The organism is Micromonospora echinospora (genome assembly GCF_014203425.1).
GTDB lineage: Bacteria > Actinomycetota > Actinomycetes > Mycobacteriales > Micromonosporaceae > Micromonospora > Micromonospora echinospora_A.
In genome coordinates this window covers 2,568,595-2,594,128 of record NZ_JACHJC010000001.1, presented here as the reverse complement: position 1 = coordinate 2,594,128, position 25,534 = coordinate 2,568,595, and the positions used below count along the sequence as shown (strand labels likewise).

The window sequence follows — 25,534 nt, the reverse complement described above, 5'->3', positions numbered from 1 at the left end:
GCCGCCTGGCTAGACGGCCTCCGCCGGGTCCGGACGCGTCCGCTGCCCCCATCGGACGACCGCCGGGGCGACCAGACCGACCGCGACGAAGACGGCGCCCATCAGCAGCCAACCCGGGGCGCCCCAGGCGATGCAGAGCAGGCTCAGGATGGAAGGAGCGGCGACGTTGGCCAGGCCCGTGCCGAGCCCGGCGACTCCCGTGTACTGCCCCTGCGCGTGTGGGGGCGCGAGGAGGAACTGCAGTTCGAGCGAGCCCGCCGTGTGCCACAGCTCGCCCACCGTGTGCGCGGCGACTCCCATTGTCATCACCGTCACGGCGAGCCATCCGGGCATCGTCGACGTGGCGGCGATCAGGGCCATCCCCACCAGGAACGCCAACCCGGAGCGACGCATGGCCCGCCCAGCCGCCGGACCGGTGTCGATCCCCCGGCTCGCCCTGACCTGGAGCGCCGCCACGAGCGCGGTGTTGACGAGCACGGCTGCCCCGACGAACCAGCGCGGCGCGTCGGTACGCGAGATGATCCACACCGGCAGCGCGAAGACGAGTACCTGGCCCTGAATTCCCATGACGGCGTCGAGCACGGTGACCGCCATGTACGGCTTGTCCTTCAGCGCGATCCAGCGTCCGGTCATGTGGGGCACCGCGATGGGCGGCAGTGACGGCAGCCGGGTGATGACGGCGGCGCACGCCACGAAGCTGACGGCGTTGCCGACGATCAGGGTCAGGTAGGCGGCGCGGGTGTCCAGTTGCACGGCGGCGCCGGCGACGAGGGCGCCGCAAGCTCCGGCGAGGTTGGCGACCGAACGGAGATAGGCGCGGAACCGGGCCAGGTTCGTGCCGCCGAAGCCGCGCACCAGCGGGCCGCGTGACGCCCCGCCCGCCGACTGGGCGAGCTGGTTGAGGCAGACCAGGACGACGAACGGCCAGAACGTGTGGACGAAGATCAGGGCGGCCGTGGTGACGGCTCGGACGACCAGGGTCAGCAGGTAGATCTCGCGCGGACCCCGTCGATCGGCGAGATGCCCCGTCGGAATCCCGGCGAGCATCCCGACGAGTGCCGCGATGCCCATGCCCAGGGCCACCTGCGCGAGGGGAAGCCCCACCGAACGGGTGAAGAAGAGCACGGCGCTGGTCATGAAGACGCCGATTCCGACCATGTTGACGAAGGTCGCGACGGCCAGGACGCGCCGCGGGCCGCGCTCGGGGACGAGTCCTCGGGCCACGAGCCATGAGCTGTGCGGCGGAGGAGTGGCGAGGGACGTGACCGCTGCCCGCACAGGGTGGGACCTTCCGTCGAGAGTCGTGGACCCGTGGCAGGACGCCGCTAGTCGAGGCCGGCCAGTTCCTCGGGGGACAGACGCAGCGCCCCGGCGGCCAGGTTCTCGACCAGATGGTCGGGGTTGCCCGTGCCGGGGATGGCCAGCATGTGCGGCCCGCGGCTGAGGGTCCACGCGATCCGCACCTGCGCCGGCGTCGCCCCGTGGGCCCGGGCGACGGCCGCCACCGCCTCGTTGGTCGCCACGCCACCGGCCTCACGTCCGTCGCCGGCGAGCGCGAAGAACGGCACGAAGGCGACACCCTGCTCGCCGCAGGTGCGCACGAACTGGTCGTGCATGCGCCGGGTGTCGACGCCGTACGGGTTCTGCACGCAGACCACCGGGGCGATCGCCTGTGCCTGCGCGAGGTGCTGCGGGCGGATGTTCGACAGGCCGAGATGCCGGATGAGGCCGGCGTCGCGGAGGTCGGCCAGAGCGCCGAAGTGCTCGGCGACCGACTCCAGCCCGTTCTGGCGCAGGTTGACGACGTCGAGGTGGTCACGGCCGAGCTGGCGCAGGTTCTCCTCGACCTGTCCGCGCAGTTGGTCGGGCCGGGCCAGCGGCAGCCACTCTCCGGAGGGGTCGCGGCCCGGCCCGACCTTCGTGGTGATGACCAGTTCGTCGGCGTACGGCGAGAGCGCCGTGTTGATGATCTCGTTGGCCGAACGCAGTGGCGAGAAGTAGAACGCCGCCGTGTCGATGTGGTTGACCCCGAGTTCGACCGCCCGGCGCAGCACGCCGATGACGCGCTCGCGGTCGCTCGCCACACCGCCTTTGCCGGTCAGGCGCATCGCGCCGAATCCGATCCGATTGACAGTCAGGTCGCCGAGCGTCCAGGTGCCTGCGGACGCCGCAGTAATCATGTTGGGCACTGGGCGAAACTAGCCATCCCCGATGACCTGCACAGCCGGTCATCTGCCCGATACCGATTCCCGGAGATCGCTGTTAACTTATTTGCAGTGAAGGACGATGGTTTTTCCGTTGGGAACGGCGACGCGGACAGCGCCAGGGTCGAGGACTTACGCGCCGCTGAACGGCGTCTTCAACGCGCCCAACTGTCCTCCGATGTCGCGGCGTTGGATCGGTTGATCGACGACCGCCTCGTGTTCACCGGGCCCGACGGCCGTCTCTACTCCAAGCAGGACGACCTGCACGCGCACCGATCCGGCCAGCAGACGATGATCCGGGTGGACGAGGAGGACCTGACGGTGCTCGTCGTCGGCGGCACCGGTGTGACGTGGTTCCTCGGCACGTTGGAAGGCACCCTGGCCGGCGAGCCGTTTCTCGCCCGGGTCCGCTACACGCGCACATGGATCCTCGACCAGGACGAGGAATGGCGCCTGCTCGCGGCGCACGTCGGCCCGGCCGACTGAGGTTGCCGTCAGGTCGCGGCGAGCGCCTTGGTGATGTTCCACTCGGCCAGGTCCAGCATCCACTTCCGGTCCGGGAAATCGGTGTCCGCGATCCGTAGTGGCCCCTCGATCAAGGACAACGTCTGCGCGTATCGGTAGAACTCCAGCCGGTGGGGATCGAGATCGACCGGGCGCAGCGCCGGATATGACTCGCCGAAGCGCATCTGCAGCCAGGCGTGGTCCCATTCGACATCGAAGTACGCCAGCCCTTCAAAATCGATCATGACGGCTTCACCGGCCGGTGTGACGAGAACGTGATCCGGGCCGAGTTCACCGTGCACCAGCCCGTACTCCTCGCGTGGGGTGACCGCGCTCCTGAGGTGGCGTACGTGGGCGGTGATCCGTTGGTGGGCATCGGCCAGCCGGGCGTCGCGGGCCGCTGCCGCGTCCAGGTGGCCGAGCGCCCGGTCGACGATCACGTCCTCCGCGCGCCGGGCCCGGGACGCCTCACCCCCGGTAATGGCCGCGACCTTGCCGTAGTGCGGACCGAAGACGGTGTGCATCCGGCGCAGGGCGTCACCGAGCGCGGCCAGCGGCGCGGCGGCGGTGACGGGGTCGTGTTCCAGCAACGCGTCCAGCTTCAGCGCGCCGGCGTCTTCGACAAGCGCGATGTCGGCGTCGAGGTGACTGCTGTCCCGGTCGATCATCATCAGATACGGAACACGCACTCCCGCTGCGATGAGCGCCGCGTGGCTGGCGGCGAAGAGATCCGCGCCCGACGCGTCGGTGAACGGGTCGTCCGGGACTGTCGGTGACGGCGGCCAGTAGTTCTCGCCCGCGGCCCACACGTACAGGATCACGGTTGTCCCGTCGTCCAGCCGAAGCCGGTAGACGCCCTTTTTGGTGCCGCCCGTCAGCCGGTCCAGGGCAGCGAGTCGCCGGTCGGAGCCGAACTGTTCCGACACCAGGCCGTGAAGGTCGTCCGGCTGCAAGAACATCCGCGTCATGGTCGCCTCTCGTCAGACCGAGGCGGCCAGGCTGTCAGGCCGGGCAGCGACGCACAACCGAGTTGACGCACCGGACTTCGCGGACCGACCCGCCCCGGTGCTGAGCCATGAGCATCCAGCAGCCGGCACTCCCTCAGATATTGGAGCCGTCCGGCGGCAGGCCGGGCGGTGGCTGCGGGGATCCGCCTCGTCCGTCAGCCGGTGGACAGGACATGCCCAGGGTGTAGGCCGTCATGGACAACGAGCCGTAGGCGTAGCCGTCGACGAGGACCTCGGTGTCGGGGGTGTCCATGGCGGCGGCCAGACCGGCGAGATACAACGCGGGGATGAAGTGATCCGGTGTCGGTACCGCACGGCGGAAGTCCCCGTGAGCGTCGAGGGTCGCGTACTCGCCCGGGTCGGTCAACATCCGGGCCTTGGCGTCCTCGTCGAAGCGTTGCGCCCAGTCGAAGCCGTCGTCGGTCAGCGCCCAGTCCATGCCGCGCAGGTTGTGCACCACATTGCCGCTTGCCACGATCAGCACACCGCGCCGACGCAGTGGGGCGAGCTGGGCGCCGAGTTGAAGGTGGTAGTCCATCGGCTTGTCGGCGTTGATGCTGAGCTGGACGACGGGAATCGTCGCGTCCGGAAAGGCGTGCATCAGCACCGACCAGGTGCCGTGGTCGATGCCCCAACTGTCGACGTCCGCCCCGACCCAGGTCGGATGGACGACGTCACTGACCTCCTCAGCCAGTTCGGGCAGCCCCGGCGCCGGGTACTGCACCTCGAACAGCTCCTGAGGGAACCCGTAGAAGTCGTGAATGGTCCTCGGCCGGGGCATCGCGGTGACGGCCGTGGCGTTGATGTACCAGTGGGCGCTGACCACCAGGATCGCGCGGGGACGCGGCACCGCGGCACCGAAGGCTCTCCATGCGGAGGTGTACCGGTTGACCTCGAGGGCGTTCATGGGGTTGCCGTGGCCCAGGAACGCCGCGGGCATCAAGACATCCAAGGCCGGATGTACGTCTGAAGGCACGTGAACTTCCTTCCTGGACCGGTTCGGCGCGGCCTGCCGGACCTGAATGTCACGATAGTGCCACCTCGCAGCGGTTCCGGCCTGAATCACGCTCCTCCGGGGAGCGGAGATCGAGTCTGCAGCCTGCCCATTCGGGCGGCTGCCCAGTGACTCCTTGCGATGGAATCATGATCGGGTGACGCCCTTCCACATCGATGTGCCCGAAGCCGTCCTGGACGACCTGCGGGCTCGGCTTTCGCGGACAAGGCTCGCGCCAGCCACCCCAGGTGAGCCGTGGGCCGCCGGCACCGACCCTGGGTACCTGGCAGGTCTGGTGCGGTACTGGCTCGATGGATTCGACTGGCGCGCGGTCGAGCGTGCCCTCAATCGGTACCCTCAGTTCGTCACCACGGTCCGAGGCGCGCCGGTCCACTTCGTTCATGTTCGCTCGGCATCGCCTGACGCCACGGCGCTGATCCTGACCCATGGCTGGCCCAGCACTTACACGGAGATGCTGCCCCTGGTGTCCCGGCTCGCAGACTTCGACCTCGTCATACCGAGCCTGCCCGGCTTCGTCTTCTCCGGACCACTCGCCGAGGGCCCGACGACCGAGGCGGCTGTCGCGGACGTGTGGGCTGAGCTGATGACCCGTTTGGGCTACGACCGCTTCGGCGCCTACGGTGGCGATATCGGGTCCGGCGTGTCGACGTGGCTCGGCGCCCGCCACGCAGATCGGGTCATCGGGGTCTTCTCGCAGCACATCAAGTTCCCGCCGGCGGACCGCAGGGGCGACCTCAGCCCAGCCGAGGAGGCGTTCATCGCCATGCTCGACGCGAAGGCCCAAGATGACTGGGGCTACGGAATCCTCCAGGAAACACGGCCCGACACCCTCGCGGCCGCGCTGAGCGACTCGCCGGCCGGGCTAGCCGCATGGATCATCGAGAAGTACCAGCGCTGGAGCGACTGCGGCGGTGACATCTCCCGCCGGTTCGGCTTCGACGAGCTGCTGACCACCGTGATGCTGTACTGGGTCACCAACTGCATCGGCACGTCCTTCCGGCCCTACCGTGACGACCGCCTGGCCCCACATCTGCCAATGGTCGCCGTGCCCGCCGGGATCACCGTCAGCGTGGAGGACGCCGGCCTGCCCCGGTCGTTCGCCGAACGCACCTACGCCAACCTCACCCACTGGCGCGAGCCCACAGTCGGCGGCCACTTCTTCGCCCAGGAAGAGCCCGACCTGCTCGCTGCCGACCTGCGCACCTTCTTCAGCGCGGTGCGGTGATCCAGTAGCTCAACCGGCGGCACCGCTGCTGGTCGGCCTGCATCCGCTGACAGGCCCACGCACGGTCTGCTGCCGTCCACGATGGTCCGGCGCTTCTTGCCCGGGCGGCCCGGCCACGGCCGGACCGCCCGTCTCTCGCTCAGGCGCGGGTGCGCTGCCGCTGCCGGGTCGAGACGACCGCGACGACCGCCATGAGGACCGCGACGACCAGGGACGGCAGCGCGTCGGGGCGGCGCAGCATCTCCCCCGTCAACCCGCCGTTGTCCAGCTGGTAGAGCGTGCCCAGCAGGAGGGTGGGGACGACGGCGATCAGCAGTCGCTGGTCAGCCGTCGCCACCCACAGGAAGGCGGCCACTCCGGCGACCACCATGAGAGCGGCGACGATCCGCGGACCGGCGTCGACCATGCGCAGGCCACCCGCGGGGATCAGATGCAGGGCGAGGATGCCGGCGGTGACCAGAACGGCGTTGGCCCGGGGCGCCGGCGGCACGTCCGCCGGACGCCGCAGGCCCAGCACGATCAGCGGCGTGGCGACGACCGGCGCCCACCACTGCGGCAGGCCGTTGAGGAACAGGTACTGCGAGATCACGGTCGGCACCACCGCCGCGGTCACCGCCAGGACGGCAGCGGTACGGGCGCGGCCCGCGACGAGCGCCACCAGCGCGGCGATCAGCACGATCTCGTGGATGCCCTGATTCCGCAGGACGGTCAGGGGGTCCGAGAGCCCGCCGAACTGGAACGCCTCGACGATGTCGTCCAGGCCGATGAGGACACCCAGCGCCAGCACCGCGAGGGCGCCGAGGTGGATGCCCTGCCAGAACAGCACGGCGGTGGGCCGGGCGGCGGTGCCGCCGCCGTACACCCGCAGGCCGCCCCGGACGAGCGAGACCGCCTCCCGAGGGCTGGGCCAGCGGCGGTTGGTGGGTTCGTCGCCGATCAGCGTGTCGATCAGTTCGTCGGCGCGTTCGCGGCGGTAGTCGGCGGGGTAGGCCCGCAGCAGCATCCGGTAGCGCTTCTCCAGGACATCGGAACTCATGCTGGTCTGATCCTCGCGGTAGAAGGGTGACGGGCACTTGCCTGCGATGAGACGCGGCGCGGCAGGCGGTCCATGACCACCCGGGCGGCCTGGGCGAGCCGGTCGGCCTCTTCGGTGAGGACGCGACAGCCGTCGTCGGTGAGCCGGTAGTAGCGACGGGCACGCCCGTTGACGATCTCCTCACCGTCGGCGGTGACGAGCCCTTCGCCGAGCAGCCGGTCGATCACGGAGTACAGCGATCCGGCGGCGAGGGTCACCCGCCCGTCGGACAGCTCATTGACCCGCTTGATCACGGCGTAGCCGTGGAGCGGTCCGCCGAGCAGAGCAGCAAGAACGAAGTAGGACGGTTCCCGTAGCGCGGGACGCGAAGCTGATCCCATGAGCCGAATATACAAGCTACTTGAGTATCCGTCCAAGGTGACTGTTCACATTGATCCTTGCCCAAATCATCTTAATGATTAAGATAACTGCATGAGTGCATCGACGGACTTCTCAGTGGCGATCGCCGGCGCCGGCCTGTCCGGCCTCTGCCTCGCCCAGTACCTGATGCGCGCCGGCATCGACGTGCACGTCTATGAGCGGGATCCGGGCCCCTTCATCCGGCGGCAGGGCTACCGGATCATTCTCGACCGGTACGGGCTGGAGGCGCTTCGGGAGAGCCTGCCCCGCTCGCTGTACCACCTGGCGCTGGCCACCGGCGACGAGCCCGGCGGGCATTTGCGCTTCACCAACAGCCGGCTGCGGGACGCTTTCACCATCACGTTCAAGGACGAGCCGGGGGCGACCCGCCAGGTCGACCGGCTGACCCTGCGGTCGATCCTGCAGTCCGGGCTGAACGGGCGCATCCACTACGGCAAGGACGCCGTCGCGGTGGAGAACGGCGGCCCGGCAGGGCTGCGGCTGCGGTTCTCCGACGGCGGGGCCGCCGCGGCAACCGTCGTGGTGGGCGCGGACGGCGTCGGCTCAGCCCTGCGCCCGCAGCTCATGCCGGACGCGGACCCGGCGAACACCTCGATGGCGGGCATCTACGGCCGCTCGCCCCTGCTGCGCAACGGCGAGAGCGTCATCCCCGACGCACTGCGTACCAGCGGGGTCCTGGCCATCGCCGACCGGCCGGGCAGCGCCTTCTTCTTCACCTCCATGCGGTTCGGCGAGAGCCCACAGGAGGCATTCGCACGCCTGGCCCCGGGCAACTACGCGCCCACCGGCGACGACTACGTCATGTGGGGACTGCTGCTCCGGCAGGAGGAACTGCCGACCGACGTCCGCGGGGACCTGCTGGCGCTGTGGAAACTGGCCGACCGATTGAGTACGGACTTCCACCCGCTCATCCGGCGGCTTGTCGACACCGCCGAGCTGGACGCCACGGTGCTCAACCTCTTCGCCACCGGCCGACGCCCGCACCGGTGGGCGGTGCCCCGGGCCACAATGATGGGCGACGCCGTACACGTCATGCCGCCCTTCGGCGCCCACGGCGGCAACACCGCGCTCCGCGACGCCGCCCTGCTCGGCCGCCGGCTGGTCGAGGCGCGGGCGGGCGCCACCTCGGCGGAGGAGGCGATCGCCGCCTACCAGGACGAGATGACGGACTACGCCTTCCGCGCCGTCGACACCGCCGCCGGGCTGATGCGCCGCCTCACCGGGGGCGCGGCCGCACCACACTGGGTGCTGACCCGCGTGTTACCTCGGCTGCACCGGGTCACGGTACCGGAGGCATGATTGCCGGCATGCCCGACGAGACGGCCCGCACGTCCGCGATCGCCGACCTCATGCGCGCCGGACGGGAGATGTCGCGGCTGTCCATGGTGTTCCGGTACGCCATCGCGGAGCGGTTGGGCCTCACCGTGAGCGACCTGGAATGCCTGGACTACCTGGCGGACAGCGGCTCCGCGTCCGCGGGGCAGATCGCCGAGCGCACCAACCTCACCACCGGGGCGGTCACCAGCATGCTCCGGCGGCTCCAGCAGGCAGGCTACGTGACGGCCGAGCGCGACCCGGCAGACCGGCGGCGGGTCATCGTCACCCTGCGGCCGGAGCGGGTCGCCGACCTGGAGCGACCGTACGAGCGCTTCGCCGAGCGGGCGGAACGGCTCGTCGAGGGCTACAGCGTCGAGGAGGTCAGACTGCTGGTCCGGCACTACGACCGCATGCAGGCCATGTACCTCGCCGAGTTGGACCACCTCCACACCGACGACACAGGCGCGACCGACGGATCCGGTAGCACGTACACCGCTGCCGGACGGCGGCGTGGGTCGGCTATATCGGTGGCCCCACGGCGACCCACCGCGCAGGATCACCTGGTGGCCCCACCCGACACGGTTCTCTCCGACCTGCGCGAGGCGTGGCGCCGCACGCTGGCGGACAGCCTGCTCGGCCTGTACCTGCACGGCTCGCTCGTGGCAGGCGACTTCGACGTGAACCGCAGCGACCTCGACCTGCTCGCGGTGCTCGCCGGTGACCCGGACGAGAAGCTCCTCGCCGTACTCGCCGAACTGCACGCGGACCTCGACCGGCGGCACCCGCAGTGGGCGGGCCGGCTCGAGGTGGAATACGTGTCACTGGACGCGGTGCGCGCCGTTCCCGGCCGGGACCACATGATCGCCCGGATCAGTCCCGGGGAGACGCTGCACCTGTTACCAGCCACCACCCACCGCGTCGTGACCTGGGCCGCCGTCCACGACTACGGCCGTACGCTGCTGGGACCGCCGGCAGGCGAGCTGCTGCCCGCCGTCGAACCCGGCCTCGTCCGCGCTGCTCTGCGGGACCACGTCCGCGACTGGCCGGCCTGGGTGCTCGAGATGACACCACCCGGGGCGCAGTCGTACGCGGTGCTCACCCTCTGCCGGGCCTACCAGCGCCTGCGCAACGGCCGGCAACTGTCCAAGCGACAGGCCGCCGACCAGACCATCACCGCCTTCCCGCGATGGGCGGACCTCATCGTCTGGGCGCGCGACTGGTGGTACGGCTCCGGCCAGGACAGCGATCCCGGCAGGTTCGACGACGTCCGGGCGTTCGTGCACGAGGTCAGCGCCGCCATCCTGACCGCGGAGCGCCCTGATCCGCATGACGCCCCGGGCACTGGTGATGGCCACGGTCCGTTTGATGGACGGTGACACCTCACCTACTCCTTCAGGCCGATGTTGTCGATCGGAGAAGCGCTGAGCAGCCGCCGGACGGGCCACACCGTGCTCGCCAACGCCAGCAGTGTCGTACCGCCGAGCACCGCCACCCACCCGAGCGGCGGGATGTACGGGATCGGGCTGCCGGTCAGTCCGTTGACGATCGCGCTCAGCGTCAGCACCGCGATCGTCGCGCCGATCAGCACCGCGGTGCCGAGCAGCCCGGCCTGTTCGGCCCGGACCATTCCGCGAATCTGACGGCGGGTGACCCCGACGAGTTGCAGCAATGCCAGCTCGCGGCGGCGGGCCAGCGCCGCCATCACCATCGTGGTGGCTGCCGCCAGCGCCGCGTACCCGACCATCACGCCGATCAGCAGCCGGTTCAGCCAGGCGCCCAGCGCCAGATCGGTGCTGAGCAGGCGCGTACGGGTGGCGGCGTCGAGAATCTCGGTGCCGGGCCGTGCCGCCGCCCACGTGGCCAACGCGGTGTCGGCGTCCGGGCCGCCGCGGACCAGCACCTCGTCGACGGTGTTCGCCGCCGTGTGCCCGGCGACCGTCTCGGCAGCCACTGTGACGTCGCCGAAGCCGAGGCCACGGTCGTAGATGGCGATGACCTTCAACGTGACCGGGGTGCCGTCGCCCAGCCAGAGTTTCGCCTTGTCGCCGACGTCCCAGCCGGACGAGGACGCCTGCATCGTGGACAGGGCGACGGTACCCGCGCGCAGGTCGGCCAGGGTGCCCTTGTGCACGGCGAGGTCCAGCGTCGACGTGACGTCCGCCGGGTCGACCAACTGCGCGCCGACCGGCTCGATGCCGCCGAGCGCCCGCACCACGACCTGGGTGCGGCGTACCCCGGTGGCCGCCTGCACCCCGGCCACCTCGCGGATCTCCCGCGCCGCGTCCGCCGGCAGTCCGCCCGGAGCGACGAGCACCCGCTCGGCGAGCGTTCCCGCGCTGCTCTGCGTGGCGGTCTGCCGTTCCAGGTTGTCCTGCAGGAACCAGACCGAGCCGCCGAACCCGACGGACAGCACGAGGGCGGTCAGGACGGTGGCCATGCCCTGCGCGTTGGCCCGTAGGTTGGCCGCGGCCAGGTAGCCGCCGGCCCGCCAGATGCGCGGCAGCACCGGGGTGAGCAGGCGTGCCGCGTACGCGTTGATGTGCGGTGCGAGCAGCGCCACCGCGATGACGAACAGGTAGAGCATGCCGACCGCGCCGGCCAGCGCCCCGGCCGACCCGGCGGCGCCGAGCGTGAACGCCCCGGAGCTGCCGGCCGCCATCAGCGTCAGCACGCCGGCGATCGGCCGTACCGGGCCGCTGCGCCGAGGTTCGACGGCGATCTCGCCGAGCGCCTCGATCGGCCTGATGGCGGTGACCCGGCGTGCGGCGATCAGCGCGGCGACCACCGCCACGAGGACCGCCGTACCGATGGCGGCCGGCACCGCGAACAGACCGCCGGCCATCGGGAAGCCGGCCGGCACGAACCCGCGCCCGACCAGTTCGCCGTGCACCCAGCGGGCCGCCAGCAGGCCGGCCGGGCCGCCGGTCGCGGAGCCGGCCAGGGCGAGCAGCGCGGCCTCGGCAACCAGCATGCGGCGCACCTGCCCCGGTGTGGCGGCGACCGCGCGCAGCAACGCCAGGTCACGCCGACGGTGCCGGACGGACAGCCCGATGGTGCCGGCCACCACGAACACGATCAGCAGGACGACGTACCCGCCGAAGGCCGACCCGGCCTCGACCAGCAAGCTCCGGGCGGCCTGGTTCTCCGACTGCTCGGCCTTCCCGCGGTCCTTCCCGGCGTACGTCGTGGCGCCGGCCGCCGTCGCGATCTCGCGCACCGCGCCGAGGTCGGCGCCGGCCGCCATCCGTACGCCGATCGCGTCCACCCGGCCCGGGTGGGCGGACAGGCGCGCGGCCTGCGCGTCGGTGAAGAACACCCCCGCCGTACCGGTCTCGACGGTTCCGCTCACCCGGTACGACCGGTTGATCCCGCCCACGACCAACTCGATGCGGTCGCCGGGTGCCACGCCCAACCGGCTGTCGACCACCACCTCGTCGTCGGTCCGGGGCGCGGCGCCGGCGGCGAGGGGACGACCGGTGAAGACGTACGTGTCCCAGCCGTGTCCCACGGCGGCGGGTGAGCCGATCAGCACCCTGTCGTCGCCGGTGACGGCAGTGACGCCCGGCACCCGGCGGATCCGGTCCACCAGGTCGGCGTCCACAGTGCCGCCCTCGGGAAGCGTCACGGTGCTCGTGGTGGTCTCGCCGTCGAACTCCCGGAACGTGTGGCTGATCGTGCGGTTGGCGACGACCACGTCGGCGCTCGCCCAGAGCCGCGGCTCCGGGCGGAAACGCAGCCCTGATTCGACGAGCGTGCCCATCGCCACCAGGATCAGCACGCCGACGATCAGGGCCAGCAGGGTCGCGGCGGCGGGGCCGGTGCGGTGCCGCAGCAGGCGGGCGGCGAGGCCGGTCATCGGAGGACCCGCCCGTCCAGCGACGCCAGGTGCTCGGCGATCCGGACTGCTCCGAGCTGCGGGAGGTCCGCGACTATCGCGCCGTCGGCCAGCACGAGCACCCGATCCGCGTACGACGCGGCGATCGGGTCGTGGGTCACCATCACCACCGTCTGCCCGTGCTCGTCCACGACCGCGCGCAACAGCGTCAGCACCTCCGCCGCGGTCCGCGAGTCGAGGGCGCCGGTGGGCTCGTCCGAGAAGATCACCTCGGGGCGGGTGGCCAACGCCCGGGCGATCGCCACCCGCTGCTGCTGGCCGCCGGACAGCGCCGCCGGCCGGTGGTGCAGCCGGTCGGCGAGGCCGACCCGCTCGACCACGTGGGTCAGCCAGGCCCGGTCCGGACGCACGCCGGCCAGACGCAGGGGCAGCACGATGTTCTCCTCGACGGTGAGCGCGCCGATCAGGTTGAACGCCTGGAAGACGAACCCGATCCGGGTACGGCGCAGCTCGGTCAGGCGCGTCTCGGACAGCCCGGACAGGTCGGTGCCGCCGACGACCACCCGGCCGTTCGTGGGGCGGTCGAGCCCGGCCGCGATCTGCAACAGCGTGCTCTTGCCGGAGCCCGAGGGCCCCATCACCGCGGTGAAGGTCCCCCGGCCGAAGCCGACATCGACGCCCGCGAGCGCGGTCACCTGGTTGCGGCCGGTGCCGTACACGCGGGTGAGTTGTTCGACGCGTACCGCCGGTTCGACGGGCTGTCCCATTCTGGTGGCCTCTCTCCGTGTCGTCGGCAGGAGCTGCGCGCACCAGAAACGCTATTGACCTGGAGGAACGGGGACCATCCAGCGGGCTGCCCAGCCCGGGTACAGCAGGCACCACCTCCGACCCGGGGGCTCGCCTGCCTCCGCCCGCCACCCGAGCGATTGAGCAGGTCACAGCCGGGGTAGTGGCCCTCCTCGCGGAAGATCAATCGGCGGCCGGTGCGGCCCGCCCGGCGAGAGGGGTACCACCGGTGCGGACCTGGGTGCGCGACGCCGTCGCGCGGTTGCGTGGCGACGGGATGACAGTGGTCGAGCTGACCACCGCCGCTGTGGTCGCCTGGATCGTGGCGACGGTGGTGATCCGTCACCCGGATCCGTTCTTCGCGCCGACCGCCGCGCTCGTCGTGCTCGGCGAATCCCGCGGTCGACGGCTGCGGCAGACCGTCGAGATCCTGCTCGCCGTGGCAGCCGCCGTCCTCGTCGCGGAGCTGCTGGTGTACGCGCTGGGCCCGGGCACCGAGACGGTCCTGCTGGTGCTTCTGCTGACCACCACGACGCTCGTGGTGATCGGGGCCCGCCGCGCCCTGGTCGTGCAGGCCAGCGTCTCGGCCATGTACCTGGTCGTGGTTTCCGCGCCGAACGGGACGCTGATGCCGTTCCGCTTCGTCGACGCGCTCATCGGCGGCGCCGTGGCGCTTGCCGCCAGCCAGCTCATGGCCGCCCGTGACCCGCTGGCACCACTGGTGGCCCAGGCCCGGCGCAGCTACACCGACCTGGCCGACCTGCTCGACCAGGTCAACGCGGCGCTGCGCGGCTGCGACGAGGACGCCGCCCGCGCCGCGCTGGACCGGGCGCGACAGGTGGACGACTGCGTTGCCGAGATGCAGGCCGCGGTGCTCGCCACCGGCGAGACGCTACGGCTGGGACTGCGCCGCCGGCACCTGGGCAAGCTCGTCGAGGTGGAGGCCACACTGCGGCAACTCGACTACGCCGCCCGCAACATCCGCGTGCTGGCCCGGGCCGGCGTGACCCTGACCCGCCGGCACACCGCCACGCCGCCGGAGCTGGCCGCCGCGATCGGCGCGCTGACTTCCGCCGTACGGTCGGCTGGTGAGGCCATGGCCCACGACCTCACCGGTGCCGACGCCGACCGGCACGCGCAGCGGGCCGACGCGGCGGCGCTGGAGGCGGTCCGGATCGCCGCGGGCCTGCTGCGGACCGATCCGCCGCTGCCGGTCACCATGATCGTCGGGCAGATCCGGGCGACCGCGATCGACCTGCTGCGCGGTGTCGGCCACGACGACGTGACGGTGCTGGACCGGGTGGACGAGGCACTCGGCCTGAGCCGGGGGTGACGAGTACGCCGCCGGCCCGGTCAGCGGTGATGGATCGGGGTGTCGAGGTCCGTCAGCCGTCGGCCGGAGCCTCCCGCGGCCAGGGCGACGAACTCGGCGGCGATCGCCACGGCGGTCTCCTCCGGCGTCCGCGCCCCCAGGTCGAGCCCGATCGGCGAGGAGAGCCGGGCGAGAGCGGCCTCGTCGACACCCGCCTCGCGCAGGCGACGCAGCCGGTCGGCGTGGGTACGGCGGCTGCCCATCGCGCCGATGTAGCGGGCCCGGGTGCGCAGGGCGACCTCGAGCAGCGGGACGTCGAACTTCGGGTCGTGGGTGAGGACGCAGAGCACCGTGCGCCCGTCGACGACCGTCGACTCCAGGTACGTGTGCGGCCACTGGACGACGAGGTCGTCGGCGTCGGGAAAGCGCTTGCGGGTGGCGAACACCGGACGGGCGTCGCACACCGTGACGTGATAGCCGAGGAACCGGCCGATCCGGGCCACCGCGACGGCGAAGTCGATCGCGCCGAACACGATCATCCGTGGTGGCGGCAGGTACGACTGGACGAACACGGACACCTCGTCGTGCCGCTGCTGCCCGCGCGTACCGAGCTGGATGGTTCCGGTGCTGCCGAGGGCGAGCATGCCCTCGACCTGCCGCGCCACCGCGCGGTCCAGGTCGGCGGCGCCGAGGGTGCCGGCCACCCGGTCGGGCCAGACCACCAGCTGGGCATTCCCGGCCGACGCGGTCGCCACCGGCGCACCGGCCCGGATCGCGGCGAACACCGCGTCGGGCTCGGTCAGCACGACGTCCGGCTGGACCAGCACCTCGATCGTGCCACCGCAGGTCAGGCCCACCTCGAAGGCGTCGTCGTCGCCGACACCATAGGTCTCGGTGCAGGCCCGGCCGGTCCGTATCGCCTCCCGGCAGAGCTCGTACACCGCGCCCTCGACGCACCCTCCCGAGATGCTGCCGACGACCTCACCATCGGCGCCTACCGCCATGGCCGCGCCCGGCGGTCTGGGCGCCGACTTCCAGGTACGGACGACTGTCGCGACGGCGAATCCGACGCCGGCGGCACGCCACGCGGTCAGCCCGTCGACGATGTCTCGCACAGTCGCACCATCCGTGAGCGGCCGCGACACCGTCAACGGCGACCTAAGGACTTGCTTAGGTCGGCGTTGACTTCCGCGGGAGCCGGCACCACATTGACGACTTCCGGAGGTGCGATATGCAGGTGCCGGCCCCGTTCGAGTACGAGCGAGCCACCAGTGTGGACCACGCCATCAGCCTGATGGAACGGCTGGGCAGCACGTCGCGGCTGATCGCTGGCGGGCACAGCCTGCTGCCGATGATGAAGCTGCGGCTGGCCAGTTTCGACTATCTCATCGACATCAACGATCTCCACGACGAGCTCGGCTACATCGAGGCGGGCCCCGGCGAGGTGCGCATCGGCGCGTTGACCCGGCATCGGGAGCTGCTCGAGTCCGCCACCCTGACGGCGGCCTTTCCGATCTTCGCCGACGCCGAGCGGGTGATCGCCGATCCGATCGTGCGCAACCGCGGCACACTGGGCGGCTCCCTGTGCCAGGCGGACCCGTCGGAGGACCTTTCCGCCGTCTGCACCGCCCTGGACGCGAGCTGCGTGATCCGCGGGCCGGGCGGCGCTGAACGGGTGCTGTCCATGGAGGAGTTCCACGTCGGGCCGTACGAGACGGCCGTCGGTGACGGGGAGATCCTGGTCGAGGTGCGGCTGCCGGTGCGGCCCGGCTGCGGCAGCTCCTACGAGAAGGTGGAGCGCCGGGCCGGCGACTGGGCGGTGGTCTCGGCCGGCGCGGCGGTCTGGCTCGACGGCGACGTGATCTCCGACGCCCGGGTCGGTCTGGCCGCAGTGGGCCCGAACACCACGGGCATTCCGGAGATCTCCACGGCGCTGCGCGGGCAGACGCCCAGCGAAAGCCTCTTCGAGCAGGCCGGTGCGATCGCCGCGCGTAGCTGCGAGCCGGCCACCGACCAGCGGGGCAGCGCCGACTACAAGCGGCACCTGGCCGACGAGCTGACGAGACGGACCCTGCGCCGGGCCGTGGAACGGGCGAGGAGCTGATCATGCAGGTCACCATGACCGTCAACGACGTCGAGGTCACCCGGGAGATCGAGGGCCGGCTGCTGCTGGTGCACTTCCTGCGTGACGTGCTGGGCCTGACCGGCACGCACTCGGGCTGCGACACCAGCAACTGCGGCACCTGCGTCGTCTGGCTCGACGGCGAACCGGTGAAGTCGTGCACCGTGCTGGCCGCGATGGCCGGCGGCCACCAGGTGCGTACCGTCGAGGGCCTGGCGAAAGGCGCGGAGCTCGACCCGGTCCAGCAGGGCTTCATGCAGTGTCACGGCCTGCAGTGCGGCTTCTGCACGCCCGGCATGATGATGACGGCCCGTGCGCTGCTGAACCGCAACCCGGACCCGAGCGAGGCGGAGATCCGCGAGGCGATCTCCGGCCAGATCTGCCGCTGCACGGGCTACGCCACCATCGTGCGCTCGGTGCGCTGGGCCGCCGTGCACGAGGCCAACGCGGCCGCCGCGGTCACCGAGACCACCGAATCACCCGAAGCCGGCGAGATCGACAACGCTGGCCAGCCCGCCGGGAGCGTCGCATGACGACCGTGCACGAGCGCGTGGACACCTTCCACGACAACGACCAGAAGCCGGTCGGATACGGCCGCATGCTGCGGAAGGAGGATCCGCGGTTCGTGCGCGGCCGGGGCCGGTTCGTCGACGACGTCCGGCTGCCCGGCATGCTGCACCTGGCCATCCTCCGCTCGCCGGTGGCGCACGCGCGGATCCTGAGCATCGACACGAGCGCCGCCGAGGCCTCACCCGGCGTCAAGGCGGTCGTGACCGGGGCGATGCTGGCCGAGCAGGGTCTGGCCTGGATGCCGACGCTCTCCAACGACGTGCAGGCCGTGCTCGCCACCGACAAGGTGCGGTTCCAGGGTCAGGAGGTGGCGTTCGTCGTCGCCGAGGACGGGTACGCGGCGCGGGACGCGCTGGAGCTGATCGACGTCGAGTACGACGTCCTCGATCCGGTCGTCGACGCCCGCCGCGCGCTGGAGCCGGACGCCCCGGTGATCCGCGACGATCTGGAGGGCAAGACCGACAACCACTGCTTCGACTGGGAGACCGGCGACGAAGCGGCCACCGCGGCGGTGTTCGCCCGGGCGGACGTCGTGGTCAGCCAGGACCTGGTCTATCCCCGGGTGCACCCGGCGCCGATGGAGACGTGCGGGGCGGTCGCCGACTTCGACGCCGTCGAGGGCAAGCTGCGCCTCTGGTCCACCACGCAGGCGCCGCACGCGCATCGCACCCTCTACGCCCTGGTGGCGGGGATTCCCGAGCACAAGATCCAGGTGATCTCGCCGGACATCGGCGGTGGCTTCGGCAACAAGGTGCCGATCTATCCGGGGTACGTCTGCGCGATCGTGGCGTCGATCGTCACCGGGAAGCCGGTGAAGTGGATGGAGGACCGCTTCGAGAACCTGATCAGCACCGGCTTCGCCCGCGACTACATCATGCGTGGTGAGATCGCGGCGACCCGCGACGGCCAGATCCTGGCCATCCGCACCAACGTCCTCGCCGACCACGGCGCCTTCAACGGCACCGCCGCCCCGGTGAAGTACCCGGCCGGCTTCTTCGGGGTCTTCACCGGCAGCTACGACATCGAGGCCGCGTACTGCAAGATGACAGCGGTCTTCACCAACAAGGCACCCGGCGGCGTGGCGTACGCCTGTTCGTTCCGCATCACCGAGGCCGTCTACCTCGTCGAGCGGATCGTCGACTGCCTCGCCGACGAGTTGGGCATGGACCCGGCCGAGCTGCGGCTGAAGAACTTCATCCGGCCGGAGCAGTTCCCGTACACGACGAAGACCGGCTGGGTGTACGACTCCGGCGACTACGAACCGACCATGCGGCTGGCGATGGAGATGGCCGGCTACGCCGACCTGCGGCGCGAGCAGCAGGAGAAGCGGGCCCGGGGCGAACTGATGGGCATCGGGATCGCGTTCTTCACCGAGGCCGTCGGCGCCGGCCCGCGCAAGGACATGGACATCCTCGGCCTGGGCATGGCCGACGGTTGCGAGTTGCGAGTGCACCCGACCGGCAAGGCGGTGGTCCGGCTCAGCGTGCAGTCCCAGGGCCAGGGGCACGAGACGACGTTCGCGCAGATCATCGCCGAGGAGATCGGCATTCCGCCGGACGACATCGACGTGCTGCACGGCGACACCGACAACACGCCGTTCGGCCTCGGCACGTACGGCAGCCGGTCCACCCCCGTCTCCGGCGCCGCGGCGGCGCTGGTCGCCCGCAAGGTCCGCGACAAGGCCCGGATCATCGCCTCCGGCATGCTGGAGGTCTCGGTCGCCGACCTGGAGTGGGACAAGGGTTCCTTCCGGGTCAAGGGCGACCCGGGCAAGAGCGTGACGATCCAGGACATCGCGATGCGGGCCCACGGCGCCGGTGACCTGCCCGAGGGCATCGAGGGCGGGTTGGAGGCGCAGATCTGCTACAACCCGTCGAACCTGACGTATCCGCACGGGGCGTACATCTGCGTGGTGGACATCGACCCCGGCACCGCGCAGGTCAAGGTGCGCCGATTCATCGCCGTCGACGACTGCGGCACCCGGATCAACCCGATGATCATCGAGGGGCAGGTCCACGGCGGGCTGGCCGACGGAGTCGGCATGGCCCTCATGGAGATGATCGCGTTCGACGAGGACGGCAACTGCCTCGGCGCGTCGCTCATGGACTACCTGCTGCCGACCGCGCTGGAGGTGCCCGACTGGGAGACCGGCTTCACCGTCACCCCGTCCCCGCACCACCCGATCGGCGCGAAGGGCGTGGGCGAGTCTGCCACCGTCGGGTCCCCGCCCGCGATCGTCAACGCGATCGTCGACGCCCTGGAACCCTTCGGCGTACGGCATGCCGACATGCCGTTGACGCCCTCACGCGTGTGGGACGCGATGCGCGGCAACGCCCGCCCGCCGGTCTAGGGAGGTGGCCATGACGACGATCGCCCGCCGTACGCGTGATCTGACCGCCTCGCGCGCGCCGTTCGTGCACGCCACAGTGGTCCGGGCGCAGGACCCGACGTCGGCCCGGCCCGGCGACGACGCCGTGATCCTGCCGGACGGCACCATCGAGGGTTTCGTCGGCGGAGTGTGCGCCGAGAACTCGGTGCGGGCGGCTGCCCTGGACGCCCTCCGCGACGGCAGCGCGTTGCTGCTGCGGGTCCTGCCGGACGGAGCGCCCGCCTTCCCCGACACCCCGGGAGCGCGGGTCGTGGTCAACCCGTGCCACTCGGGCGGCGCGCTGGAGATCTTCCTGCGCCCGGTGCTGCCCGCGCCCGTGCTCGGTCTGGTGGGCGACACGCCGATCAGCGCGGCGGTGGCCACCCTGGCCGCCTTCCTCGACTTCGAGGTGGTGACGTCCGGTGACCACTCCGGCGCGACAGCTGTCGTGGTGGCCGGCCTCGGCAAGGGCGAGCAGGACGCCATCCGCGCCGCGCTGGATGCCGGCGTGGGCCACATCGCGCTTGTCGCCAGCCGTACCCGCGGCGCCGCGGTGCTCGACGAGCTGACGCTGACCGACGCCGAACGCGCCCGGGTCCGGACCCCGGCCGGGCTGGAGATCGGGGCGCGCTCACCGCAGGAGATCGCGCTGTCGATCATGGCCGAGGTGGTGCGGGCGCTCCGCGTGGACGGCCTCTCCTCCTCCCCCGCAACGCCCGTCGCGCTCCCCCAGCAGGCCATCGACCCGGTGTGCGGAATGACCGTGCTGATCGGGCCGGACACCCCGCACGTGCAGATCGACGGCACTGACCACTGGTTCTGCTGCCCCGGCTGCCTCGACCGGTACGTGGCGGCGTAGCCGTGTTCGTGACCGGCCTGGTCCTGGCCGCCGGGGCCTCCGTGCGCCTCGGCGAGGCCAAACAGCTGCTGCCGTACCGCGGGCGGACGCTGCTCGACGCCACCCTCGACCTGGCCCGTTCGTGCGCCTTCGACCAGGTGCTGGTGACCCTCGGCGGCGCCGCCGACCTGGTCCGCGAACGGGTGGACCTGACCGGGGTCCAGGTCGTCGAGAACGCCGAGTTCAGCACGGGCTGCGGCTCGTCGATCCGCGCCGCGACGCAGGCGGTCGACCCGCGCGCCGACGGGCTCGTGCTCCTGCTCGGCGACCAGCCAGGCGTACGGGCCGCCGACGTACGCCGGGTCGCGGCGGCGACCACCCCGCTCGCGGTGTGCCGGTACGCCGACGGTCTGGGGCACCCGTTCTGGTTCGCCCGCGACGTCCTGCCGGAGCTGCGTGTCCTGCACGGCGACAAGGCGGTGTGGAAGCTGCTACACTCCGGCCGGCATCCGGTCACGGAGATACCCGTGGACGGGCCGGTGCCGATCGACGTGGACACCCGCGCGGACTACCGGCGGCTCCTCGCGGGCGAGGCGCGGTGAAGGACCCCCTTGCCGTTCGGCGCCGACTCGAAGCCGTCGACTACCTGGCCGACGACGGCATGGCGATGGCCGTCTTCCTCGCGCTGGAACTGGGCAAGCCGCTGCTGCTCGAGGGCGAGCCCGGCGTCGGCAAGACCGCGGCGGCGAAGGCGCTGGCGCGCGCGCTGGACACGACGCTGATCCGGCTGCAGTGCTACGAGGGCCTGACCCCCGGTGAGGCGCTGTACGAATGGAACTACCAGCGGCAGCTGCTCGCCATCCGGCTGGCCGAGGCCCGGCACGCCTCGCTCACCGACGCCGACCTGTTCGCCGTGGAGTTCCTCCAGGAGCGGCCGATCCTGCGGGCGGTACGCCACCCGGGACCGGTTCCACCGGTGCTGCTGATCGACGAGATCGACCGGGCCGACGACGAGTTCGAGGCGCTGCTGTTCGAGTTCCTCGGCGAGTCCGGGATCACCATTCCCGAGCTGGGTACGTTCACCGCGACCACGCCGCCGGTCGTGGTACTCACCTCCAACCGCAGCCGCGACCTGCACGACGCACTGCGCCGACGCTGCCTGTACCACTGGATCGAGTTCCCGGAGCCGGGCCGCGCCACGGAGATCGTCCGGCGGGCCGTGCCGGGCGCGACCGAGCGGCTGATCGGCACGGCGACCGCCTTCGTCGGCGACGTACGCGCCCTCGGCCTGGACAAGGCGCCCGGTATGGCCGAGGCCATCGACTGGGTCGCCGCACTGTCCGTGCTCGGCGCCGCCGACCTCGCCGCCGACGACGTCGTCCGGACCATCGGCGCCATCGCCAAGACCCCCGACGACCGCGCCGCCGTCGCCGCCGCGCTCGCCGCACACCAGGAGAGGCCGGCATGAAGATCACCAACGAGTTCACCGTCGACACCCCTATCGCCCGGGCGTGGGCGGTCCTGACGGACCTGGAGGGCATCGCGCCGTGCCTGCCGGGTGCCCAGCTGACCGGCGTCGACGGCGACGTCCACCAGGGCACGGTGAAGGTCAAGGTCGGTCCGGTCGTCTCCGAGTTCGCCGGCACCGCGCGTTTCGTCGAGAAGGACGAGGAGCGGTACCGGGGGGTGATCGAGGCGAAGGGCCGAGACCGACGGTCGGCGGCGAACGCGTCCGCTCTGGTCACCGCCCAACTGCGGCCGGACGACCAGCGCACAGTCGTCAGCGTGGACACCGATCTGAAGATCTCGGGGCGGTTGGCCCAGTTCGGCAGCGGCATGATCAAGGAGGTGTCGAGCAAGCTGCTCGCCCAGTTCGTCACCAACCTGGAGGCAATGCTGGCGGCCGAAAAGACCGGCGAGGCCGCCCCGCCACCGGCCGGCGGGCCTGGCGCATCCGCCACGCCCGAGCCCACGCCCGCCGCGACCAGGACCGACGCCTCCACGGCAGCGCCCCGTACCCTCGCGGCCGACGCCGACGCCGACGTGGCCGCCTCGCCCGCCGCGTCCCGGTCCGCCACCCCACCCGGGGCCACCGCGGCCGGCGCCCCCGTGGTCGCGTCGGCGTCCACCGATCGGCCGGCGGCCGGCGCCCGCGCCGAGCCGGAGACGTTGGACCTGCTCGACATCGCCGGTGGTGCCGTCGTCAAGCGCCTCGTGCCGGTGCTCGTCGGGATCGTCGTCGTCGTCGCCTCGGTGATCGCCTGGCGGGTCACCCGCCGGTGAGTGCCGGTCTGCTGCGCGGCACCGACCGCGCGGCGTTCGCGACGGCGTTCGCCGGACGGCTGCGGCGGGCCGGCGTGAACGCCGGGCTCACCGAGGCCGGCGACTTCGTCCGGGCGCTCGCCGTGTGGACGCCCGGGGAGACGAGCGCGCTCTACTGGGCCGCCCGGATCAGCTTCGTGCGGCGGCACGCCGACCTCGCCGCCTTCGACCGCGTCTTCGCCGCTGTCTTCGCCGACGCGCCGCCGCTGCCGCTCACCCGGTCCGCGGCCCCGCCGGGCACCCGGGACGACGTCCACCTGCCGGTGCCCGCGGACACCGACGCCACCGGCGACGGTGGCGGGCTGCCGTGGGCGACGTTGCCGGCGCCCGTCGCCGAGGAGGAGCCCTCCGATGCCGGGGTGCGGCTGCCCGAGCGACGGCCCAGCGCTCTCGCCGGGCTCGCCGACCGGCCGTTCGAGGACCTCGACGCCGCCCAGGTCGAGCTGCTCGGCGACGCCCTGCGCGAGGCCGCCGCGCGCTGGCCGTCCCGGCGCACCAGGCGGCACGCCGTGGGCCCGGCCGGGCGGCGGGTCGCGCTGCGTCCGACGATCGCCCGGGCCCGTCGTACCGCGTGGGAGCCGGTCGAGGTCGTCCGCGAGCGGCAGGTACGCCGACCGCGCCGGGTCGTACTGCTGTGCGACCTCAGCGAGTCGATGCGGGCCCAGGCCCACGCGTACCTGCACCTGCTGCGGGCCTTCGCGGTGGTCACCGACGCGGAGGTGTTCGCCTTCGCCACGACGCTCACCCGGCTCACTGTCGCGCTGCGCCACACGTCGGCGTCCGCGGCGATCGCACACGCCAGCGCCGCCGTGACCGACCGGTTCGGGGGTACGTGCATAGCGACGAACCTGCGGGCCCTGCTCGCGTCCCCGCACGGCGACGCGGTTCGCGGGGCGGTGGTGCTGATCGGCTCGGACGGCTGGGACAGCGACCCACCGGCCGAACTCGCCGCCGTGATGGCACGGCTGAGCCGCCGCGCCCACCGGATCGTCTGGCTGAACCCGCGGGCCGGCGCCCCCGGCTTCGCTCCCCTGGTGGCGGGCATGGCCGCGGCCCTGCCCTACTGTGACCGGCTGCTGCCGGCCGCGACGTTCCGGGACCTGCTGGACGCCGCCGGTCAACTCCAGAGCGTCACGTGCACCGAGGGCCGGAAACGGTTCACCGCGACGCCCACGCCGCGCATCATCGCCTGAATCGCCCGGGGCGTCGACGCGAAGCGGCACAGCTCGGCTGCCACGGACGGTGTGCCGGGGGTGACGAGCACCAGCGAATGCCATACCGCCTCGGCCGTGGCGTGCGGTCCGGACAACGCCACGAGTTGGCCGCCGCGGAGGTCCGGCGCGACAGTGAACGACAGCGCCGGGGCGATTCCCCGGCCACGCTGCGCCTCACCGAGCGCCGCCGCGTGGCTCTGGAATATCTGCTGTCGCTCCTCGGGCACACCGAGCCGGCGCAGCATCGCCGGGACAGCGCACACGGTGTCGGTGGCCGAAGGCCCGAGCAGCCAGGTCTGGTCACGCAACTGCCCCGGCGACGCCGACACCCCGGCCAGCGGATGATCCGGGCCGACGACCGTCACCAGCCGGTAGTTCATCATCGGCCGGCAGGAGATCGCCGGATCAGCGACCGGCGGCAACGGCCCCATCGCGATGTCCGCGGCCCGGGTCAGCAGCAGCGACTCGAAGGAGCCGGGGTCGCAGACGCTCAGCTCGACGTCGAGGTCGGCCGCGCGTCTGGCGAACAGCTCGATCAGTCTCGGCGCGGCGAACTCGGCGAACTCGCTGGACGCGGCGACCCGCAGCAGTCGGCGGCCGTGTGCCGCCGAACTGACCTCCAGAACCGTACGGTCCTGCAGGCCCAGCATCTCGGCCGCGCGGCTGGCGAGCCGCAGCCCGCCGGGGGTGAAGGCCAGTCCCGCCGCCGTCCGCGTGAACAACTGATCTCCGAACTCCCGGCGCAGCTGGCCGATGAGCAGCGAGACCGCCGACTCGGAGACCTCCAACTGCGCGGCGGCCTGCTTGACGGAACCCAGCCGGACGACAGCGACGTAGGCCCGTAGCTGCGTCGGCGTCATCGGCGTCGACCCGCCCTTCTGCTGCGCCGTGGGCTGCTGCGGGCAGTCCGCGGGTACCCCGATCATTCCTCGCCGACCGCCCTCGCCGCCAGCGACACTGCCCGGAACCGCCAGGTCCGGGTCCGGGTGGGTGAGTCGGCTTGCAGTCCGCGGTGGATGGCAGCCGAGGCCGTGACCGGATTCGAACCGGCGTACGCGGTTTTGCAGACCGCTCCCTGACCACTCGGGCACACGACCAAGGCGCCCACGGAAGGACTCGAACCTCCGACAACCCGCTGGTGCTCTATCCGCTGAGCTACGTGGGCAGGTGCGGGTGAGGGGAATCAAACCCCTTGAGCGTTGAACGCAACGGCTTTACAGGCCGCCCCACCTCTCCATCGGTGGCGCACCCACTGGGGTGACTGGCCGGTACTGACCCGGCACCTCCGGGGCCACAACCCGGCGCTCTGCCATTGAGCTACAGCCACAACCTCGGCCCGAAGGCCAGTGCCCGCGGAAGGTGTCGAACCTCCGACCCCCTGGGTGTGGACCAGGTGCTCTCCCGTTGAGCTACGCGGGCATACGCGGAAGGGGTGGGGT

At 71.7% G+C, this 25,534-nt stretch carries 23 protein-coding genes and 5 tRNA genes; 13 read left to right on the top strand and 15 right to left on the bottom strand.

From position 1 onward, the window contains the following. Positions 1-9: 9 nt before the first annotated feature. Together FHU28_RS12375 and FHU28_RS12370 are read right to left on the bottom strand one after the other, a co-directional pair. Entirely contained in the window at positions 10-1,278 is a 1,269-nt protein-coding gene (locus tag FHU28_RS12375; RefSeq protein WP_184683805.1) for an MFS transporter, read from the bottom strand. Between the two features lie 47 nt (positions 1,279-1,325). Continuing rightward, on the bottom strand, positions 1,326-2,180 hold the full coding sequence (locus FHU28_RS12370; protein WP_184683803.1) for an aldo/keto reductase: 855 nt from the start codon (positions 2,178-2,180) through the stop codon (positions 1,326-1,328). Positions 2,181-2,276: 96 nt separating this feature from the next. Here FHU28_RS12370 and FHU28_RS12365 point away from each other — a divergent pair, with 96 nt between their 5' ends. Beyond that, complete coding sequence (locus FHU28_RS12365; protein ID WP_184683801.1) at positions 2,277-2,690, top strand: nuclear transport factor 2 family protein; 414 nt, start codon at positions 2,277-2,279, stop codon at positions 2,688-2,690. 8 nt (positions 2,691-2,698) lie between these two features. Here FHU28_RS12365 and FHU28_RS12360 read toward each other — a convergent pair whose 3' ends face one another. Beyond that, positions 2,699-3,676, bottom strand: a complete 978-nt coding sequence (locus FHU28_RS12360) for a phosphotransferase family protein (protein ID WP_184683799.1) — start codon at positions 3,674-3,676, stop codon at positions 2,699-2,701. A gap of 133 nt (positions 3,677-3,809) precedes the next feature. Continuing rightward, positions 3,810-4,781 carry a 4,5-DOPA-extradiol-dioxygenase gene (ygiD, locus tag FHU28_RS12355; RefSeq protein ID WP_311773572.1) on the bottom strand — a complete coding sequence of 324 codons (972 nt, stop codon included), beginning with the start codon at positions 4,779-4,781 and terminating at the stop codon, positions 3,810-3,812. Between the two features lie 85 nt (positions 4,782-4,866). Between ygiD and FHU28_RS12350 the strand changes: the two genes are divergently transcribed. After that, positions 4,867-5,955 carry an epoxide hydrolase family protein gene (locus FHU28_RS12350; RefSeq protein ID WP_184683797.1) on the top strand — a complete coding sequence of 363 codons (1,089 nt, stop codon included), beginning with the start codon at positions 4,867-4,869 and terminating at the stop codon, positions 5,953-5,955. A gap of 139 nt (positions 5,956-6,094) precedes the next feature. Here the strand turns inward: FHU28_RS12350 and FHU28_RS12345 are convergent, their stop codons facing one another. Beyond that, positions 6,095-6,991, bottom strand: coding sequence for a hypothetical protein (locus tag FHU28_RS12345; RefSeq protein ID WP_184683795.1), 897 nt, complete (start codon positions 6,989-6,991; stop codon positions 6,095-6,097). Continuing rightward, the gene (locus tag FHU28_RS12340) at positions 6,988-7,371 is read right to left on the bottom strand and encodes a PadR family transcriptional regulator (protein ID WP_184683793.1); all 384 of its coding nucleotides are present in this window, start codon (positions 7,369-7,371) and stop codon (positions 6,988-6,990) included. Before FHU28_RS12340 ends, FHU28_RS12345 begins: the two co-directional genes overlap by 4 nt. 91 nt (positions 7,372-7,462) lie before the next feature. Here FHU28_RS12340 and FHU28_RS12335 point away from each other — a divergent pair, with 91 nt between their 5' ends. Together FHU28_RS12335 and FHU28_RS12325 are read left to right on the top strand one after the other, a co-directional pair. Further along, positions 7,463-8,710 (top strand): FAD-dependent oxidoreductase, encoded by a 1,248-nt coding sequence (locus FHU28_RS12335; protein WP_184683791.1) that lies wholly within the window; start codon positions 7,463-7,465, stop codon positions 8,708-8,710. Positions 8,711-8,718: 8 nt separating this feature from the next. Continuing rightward, on the top strand, positions 8,719-10,104 hold the full coding sequence (locus FHU28_RS12325; RefSeq protein ID WP_260412911.1) for a MarR family transcriptional regulator: 1,386 nt from the start codon (positions 8,719-8,721) through the stop codon (positions 10,102-10,104). A gap of 8 nt (positions 10,105-10,112) precedes the next feature. Here the strand turns inward: FHU28_RS12325 and FHU28_RS12320 are convergent, their stop codons facing one another. Both FHU28_RS12320 and FHU28_RS12315 read right to left on the bottom strand, forming a co-directional pair. Continuing rightward, complete coding sequence (locus FHU28_RS12320; RefSeq protein ID WP_184683789.1) at positions 10,113-12,584, bottom strand: ABC transporter permease; 2,472 nt, start codon at positions 12,582-12,584, stop codon at positions 10,113-10,115. Further along, a complete protein-coding gene (locus FHU28_RS12315; RefSeq protein ID WP_184683787.1) occupies positions 12,581-13,330 on the bottom strand; it encodes an ABC transporter ATP-binding protein in 750 nt (249 codons plus the stop codon). The genes FHU28_RS12320 and FHU28_RS12315 overlap by 4 nt, the downstream gene beginning before the upstream one ends. Before the next feature lie 248 nt (positions 13,331-13,578). On the opposite strand from FHU28_RS12315, the gene FHU28_RS12310 reads away from it, so the two are divergent. Next, a complete protein-coding gene (locus tag FHU28_RS12310; protein ID WP_184683786.1) occupies positions 13,579-14,682 on the top strand; it encodes an FUSC family protein in 1,104 nt (367 codons plus the stop codon). 20 nt (positions 14,683-14,702) lie between these two features. On the opposite strand, the gene FHU28_RS12305 is transcribed toward FHU28_RS12310, so the two are convergent. Beyond that, positions 14,703-15,776, bottom strand: coding sequence for an XdhC family protein (locus FHU28_RS12305; protein WP_184683785.1), 1,074 nt, complete (start codon positions 15,774-15,776; stop codon positions 14,703-14,705). Between the two features lie 116 nt (positions 15,777-15,892). Between FHU28_RS12305 and FHU28_RS12300 the strand changes: the two genes are divergently transcribed. From FHU28_RS12300 to FHU28_RS12265, 8 genes are read left to right on the top strand one after another with little or no spacing between them, the layout of a single operon-like run. Beyond that, positions 15,893-16,765, top strand: coding sequence for an FAD binding domain-containing protein (locus FHU28_RS12300; protein ID WP_184683784.1), 873 nt, complete (start codon positions 15,893-15,895; stop codon positions 16,763-16,765). 2 nt (positions 16,766-16,767) lie between these two features. Further along, positions 16,768-17,316 (top strand): (2Fe-2S)-binding protein, encoded by a 549-nt coding sequence (locus FHU28_RS12295; RefSeq protein WP_184683783.1) that lies wholly within the window; start codon positions 16,768-16,770, stop codon positions 17,314-17,316. Next, a complete protein-coding gene (locus FHU28_RS12290; protein WP_184683781.1) occupies positions 17,313-19,703 on the top strand; it encodes an aerobic carbon-monoxide dehydrogenase large subunit in 2,391 nt (796 codons plus the stop codon). Before FHU28_RS12295 ends, FHU28_RS12290 begins: the two co-directional genes overlap by 4 nt. A 10-nt stretch (positions 19,704-19,713) precedes the next feature. Next, entirely contained in the window at positions 19,714-20,580 is an 867-nt protein-coding gene (locus FHU28_RS12285; RefSeq protein ID WP_184683778.1) for an XdhC family protein, read from the top strand. Between the two features lie 8 nt (positions 20,581-20,588). Next, on the top strand, positions 20,589-21,161 hold the full coding sequence (locus FHU28_RS12280) for a nucleotidyltransferase family protein (RefSeq protein WP_311773571.1): 573 nt from the start codon (positions 20,589-20,591) through the stop codon (positions 21,159-21,161). Then, complete coding sequence (locus FHU28_RS12275) at positions 21,158-22,027, top strand: AAA family ATPase (RefSeq protein WP_184683772.1); 870 nt, start codon at positions 21,158-21,160, stop codon at positions 22,025-22,027. Before FHU28_RS12280 ends, FHU28_RS12275 begins: the two co-directional genes overlap by 4 nt. Further along, positions 22,024-22,842, top strand: a complete 819-nt coding sequence (locus tag FHU28_RS12270; RefSeq protein ID WP_184683770.1) for an SRPBCC family protein — start codon at positions 22,024-22,026, stop codon at positions 22,840-22,842. The genes FHU28_RS12275 and FHU28_RS12270 overlap by 4 nt, the downstream gene beginning before the upstream one ends. Further along, on the top strand, positions 22,839-24,074 hold the full coding sequence (locus FHU28_RS12265; protein ID WP_184683767.1) for a vWA domain-containing protein: 1,236 nt from the start codon (positions 22,839-22,841) through the stop codon (positions 24,072-24,074). The genes FHU28_RS12270 and FHU28_RS12265 overlap by 4 nt, the downstream gene beginning before the upstream one ends. On the opposite strand, the gene FHU28_RS12260 is transcribed toward FHU28_RS12265, so the two are convergent. From FHU28_RS12260 to FHU28_RS12235, 6 genes are all read right to left on the bottom strand, one after another. Continuing rightward, positions 23,999-25,021: a LysR family transcriptional regulator gene (locus FHU28_RS12260; protein WP_260412909.1), complete on the bottom strand. Its 1,023-nt coding sequence runs from the start codon at positions 25,019-25,021 to the stop codon at positions 23,999-24,001. The genes FHU28_RS12265 and FHU28_RS12260 overlap by 76 nt on opposite strands. Before the next feature lie 100 nt (positions 25,022-25,121). Further along, positions 25,122-25,192, bottom strand: a tRNA-Cys gene (locus tag FHU28_RS12255). A 4-nt stretch (positions 25,193-25,196) separates the two neighbouring features. Next, positions 25,197-25,260, bottom strand: a tRNA-OTHER gene (locus FHU28_RS12250). A gap of 3 nt (positions 25,261-25,263) precedes the next feature. Next, positions 25,264-25,348 (bottom strand) — tRNA-Tyr (locus tag FHU28_RS12245). Next, positions 25,349-25,422: transfer RNA gene (locus tag FHU28_RS12240), tRNA-His, on the bottom strand. A 20-nt stretch (positions 25,423-25,442) separates the two neighbouring features. Continuing rightward, positions 25,443-25,514 (bottom strand) — tRNA-Val (locus tag FHU28_RS12235). Positions 25,515-25,534 lie beyond the last annotated feature (20 nt).

Excerpts from the sequence above, each read along its gene's own strand:
- FHU28_RS12335 (WP_184683791.1), top strand. The coding sequence starts at position 7,463 with ATGAGTGCATCGACGGACTTCTCAGTGGCGATCGCCGGCGCCGGCCTG.
- FHU28_RS12270 (WP_184683770.1), top strand. The coding sequence starts at position 22,024 with ATGAAGATCACCAACGAGTTCACCGTCGACACCCCTATCGCCCGGGCG.
- FHU28_RS12325 (WP_260412911.1), top strand. The coding sequence starts at position 8,719 with ATGCCCGACGAGACGGCCCGCACGTCCGCGATCGCCGACCTCATGCGC.
- FHU28_RS12360 (WP_184683799.1), bottom strand. The coding sequence starts at position 3,676 with ATGACGCGGATGTTCTTGCAGCCGGACGACCTTCACGGCCTGGTGTCG.
- FHU28_RS12300 (WP_184683784.1), top strand. The coding sequence starts at position 15,893 with ATGCAGGTGCCGGCCCCGTTCGAGTACGAGCGAGCCACCAGTGTGGAC.
- FHU28_RS12370 (WP_184683803.1), bottom strand. The coding sequence starts at position 2,180 with ATGATTACTGCGGCGTCCGCAGGCACCTGGACGCTCGGCGACCTGACT.
- FHU28_RS12285 (WP_184683778.1), top strand. The coding sequence starts at position 19,714 with ATGACGACGATCGCCCGCCGTACGCGTGATCTGACCGCCTCGCGCGCG.
- FHU28_RS12340 (WP_184683793.1), bottom strand. The coding sequence starts at position 7,371 with ATGGGATCAGCTTCGCGTCCCGCGCTACGGGAACCGTCCTACTTCGTT.
- FHU28_RS12345 (WP_184683795.1), bottom strand. The coding sequence starts at position 6,991 with ATGAGTTCCGATGTCCTGGAGAAGCGCTACCGGATGCTGCTGCGGGCC.
- FHU28_RS12295 (WP_184683783.1), top strand. The coding sequence starts at position 16,768 with ATGCAGGTCACCATGACCGTCAACGACGTCGAGGTCACCCGGGAGATC.
- FHU28_RS12260 (WP_260412909.1), bottom strand. The coding sequence starts at position 25,021 with ATGATCGGGGTACCCGCGGACTGCCCGCAGCAGCCCACGGCGCAGCAG.
- FHU28_RS12315 (WP_184683787.1), bottom strand. The coding sequence starts at position 13,330 with ATGGGACAGCCCGTCGAACCGGCGGTACGCGTCGAACAACTCACCCGC.
- FHU28_RS12320 (WP_184683789.1), bottom strand. The coding sequence starts at position 12,584 with ATGACCGGCCTCGCCGCCCGCCTGCTGCGGCACCGCACCGGCCCCGCC.
- FHU28_RS12290 (WP_184683781.1), top strand. The coding sequence starts at position 17,313 with ATGACGACCGTGCACGAGCGCGTGGACACCTTCCACGACAACGACCAG.